Consider the following 4,882-nt stretch of genomic DNA (forward strand, 5'->3'; position numbering starts at 1 on the left):
CGCCCCTCCGGCAATCACCCCACCCGCCCCTGGCGTGACTCCGTAATGGCTGGCCAGGTCGACCCCTGCCAGGTCAATGGTCTGGGTCGGCGTCGCCCCTGCCACCGCGCTGACATCGATGCTGGTGACCAAGGTCGCGCCACTGCCAGTGACCTTGAAGTGCAGGTAGTCATCCAGGGAAGCGGAAGTCGCATTCTCTCCCTGTAACAACTGCGACAGGTCCAGCTTGTCGGTGCCCGGCGTAAAGTCGGTCACCACATCGTGCCCATTGTTACCCTGCAGCCACTGGAAGGTATCGCTGCCGCCGCCTCCGGTCAGGGTGTTGTTGCCCATCCCGCCGATCAGCAGGTCATCGCCACCACCGCCATTGAGCACATCGTTCCCCAGCCCGCCGGTAATGACGTTGGCATTGCCATCGCCGGTCAAGGTGTCGTTGTAGTTGGAACCCACCAGGTTCTCGATGCCAGTCAGGGTGTCGGTGCCCGCGCCCAGGGTGTTCTGCGCCCCCACCAGGCCGAGGTTGACCGTCACTGCCGCCGTGGCATGGGCGTAACTGGCGGTATCGACACCCGCACCGCCATCCAGCAGATCATTGCCCGGCCCGCTGAACAGCAGGTCATTGCCGCTGCCACCATTCAGGGTGTTGTTGCCCGAGCCTGCGGTGAGCACATCGTTGCCATCGCCGCCATTGAGGATGTTGTTACCACTGCCCGCCACCAGCACATCGTCACCGGAAGTGCCGGTCAGGGTGTTGCCATCCTGGTAGGAGATGCTCGCCGCCGCCACATCGCTGCCACCGTGACCATCACTGGCGGTGTAGGTGCCGTGGTAATCCGGGGTGACGTTCTGCGCTCCGGAGTAATTCACGGTCATGGTCAGCTGATAGTTTTCCGCTGCCGTGGTGTTGCCGCCGCTGGTGTTGGTGATGTTGACGATATGGATCTGGTAAGGCCCATCCGCCGCCGCCGTGAAGGTGCCGCCATCAGCGATCGCCGTGTAGGCTCCACCGTTAAAGGCATATTCCATGGAGACGCGGCCGGCGGCCAGATTGTGATTCAGATTCAGGGTCTCCCCCTGTTTGAGATTGACGGTGATCACGTCCTCATCGTTGGCATTGGCGTTGGTGACAGCTCCCAGGTAACCGCTGACCAGCACCACCGCGGTCATGGTCGCGGCGTTGGCATTGAACGAGGCGCGATCGATGGTGATGGCCTGGTTGGCGCCATTGTTGCCATTCCCGGCAAAACCGATGGTCTGCTGACTCGCCGCCGTGAACGCCGCGCCCTTGGCCGCCCAGCCGGTGTTGAAAGTGGTGGGCGCCGCATTCAGAGGATCACCATTGACGTCACTGTCGTTGGCCAGCAGTACATCCTCGGGAATCGCCACACTGCTGGACAGCACGTTGGTGATGATGTGGTCATCCCCGGCGACCGGTGGCGCATTGGGATTGACCTTGACCACCAGAGTCGAGCTCGCCAGGTCACCGTCGTTGTCGCTCACCGTATAGCCGAAGGTCTCGGTGATTACGGAGTTTGTGACCTTTTGCGAGCTGTAGCTGAAGTCCCCGGTATCGAGGTTCACCACCAGGGTGCCGCCATTGCTGGTGGCAATGCTGATGCTGTTGTTGACGGTATTGAAGGTCCCGTTGTTGGTGGTGCCGCTGAAGGTCAGCGAGCCCTGGTTGCTGTTGCCTTTGGGGTCGTAGGTGTAGGTTCCGCCATCCACCACGATCGACTTGATGAACCCGCCGTCGGCACCAAAGCTGCCGCCATCCCCCAGCAAACTGCCGGTGACCGGAGAGCCTTGCACCGTACCGGCCAGCACCGAATTGAGCTGGTTCAGGTCGGTGACCACCACCGCATTGGTGTTGACGTGAGTACTGCCGTCATAGGCCAGCGGATCGAGGTTGCCATTGCTGACCCCGCTGCCCAGGCCGATCGCATAGTTCTTGATGCCATTGGCATCGAGGAAGGCTTTCCAGGCTGTCTCGTCCGCGGTGCCGATTTCCTGACCCGAGGTCGGTGCGCCGTCGGAGAAGAAGTAGCCGACATTCTGCGCGCCACTGAGCTGGCCACTGGTGACAAAGGCCAGCTTCGCCGCCGCCACCGCCGCGTCGTAGTTGGTCCCGCCTCCTGCCACCAGCGTGGCGACAATTGCCTTGGCCGTGGCCACGTCTACCCACACCGGAGTCTGGGCGGTAGCGGAGCTGCTGAAAGTGACAAGCTGGACTTTGACATCCCCCATGTCGTCGTACTTGTCGAGCAAGGCGCTGATGGCCTGCTTGGCCAGGCCCAGCCGCGTCAGCCCGGAAACACCTGAAGGATCAGCCATGCTCCCCGACACATCGATCACCAGCAGCAGGTTGGAGTCCACCTCCACCGCCGTGACCGAACGCTCGCTGGCCACTGCCTTGGGCACATCATCGACAATGCTCACCAGGATGCTGCCGGTGGTGCTGTTGCCCAGGGCATCGGTGGCCTTGTAGGTGAAGCTCTCACTCAAGGTATTGGCGCCATCGTTGGCGTTGGGGGTGGTTTTCGGCGCTGAGGTCAGGGTGTAGGTGTAGGTGCCATTGGGGTTGAGCAGAATCTGCCCGTAGCTGCCCGTGGCACTGCCCACCAGACTGAAGGTGATACCTCCAGAGCCGCCGGTGACCGAGCCCACCAAGGTACCGCTGGCGGTTTCCGCGGTGGAGCCCGGATCGCTACCAGCCACGGTGCCAGCAGCCAGGTCCTGACCATCCTTATTCAGGTCCAGGGCCTTTTCATAGACAGTGACGTCCTGATCGGTCACTGCCTTGAGGCCGCTGTCAGTGACATTGATGGTCAGGGTGGTGGTGCTCTCATCACCATCTCTGTCGCGGATGGTGTAGGTGAAGACATCACTGGCCCCGGGCGGGCTCACCGAGTTCGGATTACTGTGGTACACCGCGTTGCCGGCGGCATCCAGGGTCAGGGTGCCGTAGGTGCCGGCGATGCTGCTGCCCAGCCCGCCGATGGCCGAGGTGGCGGTATTGCTGCCGGCGCGCACGCCGACCACCGCGCCACCAACGGCTTCACCATCGGCGCCCAGCACATCATTGCCCAGCACACTGACATTGATGGTGGCGCCTTCCGTGCCGTTGGCCGTATCCGCCACGGCGCCGGGCAGGTCATCGACGATGTTGACGTCTATCACCCCGGACGCGGTACTGCCGTCGCCATCGGTGGCCACCACATTGAATTGTTCAGCAATGCTATTGGCGCCCAGCGCCGTTGGATGGGCTTCGTTGTCCAGCAAGGTGTAGCTGTAGCTGATGACTCCGGTGCCGGCGTTGTAGCCGGTGATGGTCAGGGTGTTGCCCAAAGCAGTGGTGACGCTTTGCGGGAACCCCGCAGCCACGCCGCCACTGACCACATTGATGCCGCCCACGGTCAGGGTTTGCAGACCGTCCAGGGCTGTCACGGTAAACGTGCCGCTCTGGGTCAACGCAGGGGTATCCGGGCTGCTGCCGTCGCTGAGGTTTTTCTCATAGACCGTCAACTCGCCACCGTTGACGTTAAGACCGTTCAAAGTCACCGGGTCATCGTTGTTATGGATCTGCAGCACCAGGTTCGCTGTGCTCGGGTCGCCATCGGAGTCAGTGACGGTATAGGCGAAGGTTTCTGTGCCGTTGCCATTGCCGCGCAGGGCTTTGAAGTCGGCATCCGCAGTATTCAGCGTGTAGGTGTAGGAACCATTGGCATTGAGCACCAGGGTGCCGTAGGTGCCCGTAAAGGTTCCGGCTGTCACTGGCCCGCTGGGCACTCGGTCTGCCCCTTGAGTGTCGTTGGTTAGCACGTTGCCGGTCAGGGTCAGCTGGCTTTCCGAGGCAGTAGTCGGATTAGTGTCGTTGACCGCACTAGGCAGGTCATCCACCACGTTCACATCCAGAGTTCCGGTGGCACTGCTGCCATCCACATCCGTAGCCACCACATTGAACTGTTCGCTGAGGCCGTTGGCACCGTTGGCGCTCGGGTGGGCCTCATTGTCCAGCAGGGTGTAGCTGTAGCTGATGACTCCGGTTCCGGCGTTGTAGCCAGTGATGGTCAGGGTGTTGCCCAAGGCGGTGGTGACGCTTTGCGGAAAGCCCGCAGCCACACCGCCGCTGACCACATTGATACCGCCCACGGTCAGGGTTTGCAGACCGTCCAGGGCCGTCACGGTAAACGTGCCGCTCTGGGTCAACGCAGGGGTATTCGGGCTGCTGCCATCGCTGAGGTTTTTCTCATAGACCGTCAACTCGCCACCGTTGACGTTAAGGCCGTTCAAGGTCACCGGATCGTCGTTGTTATGGATCTGCAGCACCAGGTTCGCTGTGCTCGGGTCGCCATCGGAGTCAGTGACGGTATAGGCGAAGGTTTCTGTGCCGTTGCCATTGCCGCGCAGGGCTTTGAAGTCGGCATCCGCAGTGTTCAGCGTGTAGGTGTAGGAACCGTTGGCATTGAGCACCAGGGTGCCGTAGGTGCCGGTGAACGTACCGGCAGTGACGGGTCCGGAAACCACCCGATCCGCGCCTTGTACATCGTTGGTCAACACGTTGCCGGTCAGGGTCAGCTGGCTTTCCGAGGCAGTAGTCGGATTAGTGTCGTTGACCGCACTAGGCAGGTCATCCACAACGTTGACGTCCAGGGTTCCGGTGGCACTGCTGCCATCCACATCCGTAGCCACCACATTGAACTGTTCGCTGAGGCCGTTGGCACCGTTGGCGCTCGGGTGGGCCTCGTTGTCCAGCAAGGTGTAGCTGTAGCTGATGACTCCGGTTCCGGCGTTGTAGCCAGTGATGGTCAGGGTGTTGCCCAAGGCGGTGGTGACGCTTTGCGGAAAGCCCGCAGCCACACCGCCGCTGACCACATTGATACCG

1 protein-coding gene is annotated in these 4,882 nt (G+C 61.7%); it reads right to left on the reverse strand.

All coding sequences use genetic code 11. The features are described from left to right. A partial coding sequence (locus J5M73_RS31905) for an Ig-like domain-containing protein (RefSeq protein WP_243433907.1) occupies positions 1-4,882 on the reverse strand: 4,882 nt, incomplete at both ends.

Source organism: Pseudomonas sp. 50_B (genome assembly GCF_017491625.1).
Classification (GTDB): domain Bacteria; phylum Pseudomonadota; class Gammaproteobacteria; order Pseudomonadales; family Pseudomonadaceae; genus Aquipseudomonas; species Aquipseudomonas danubii.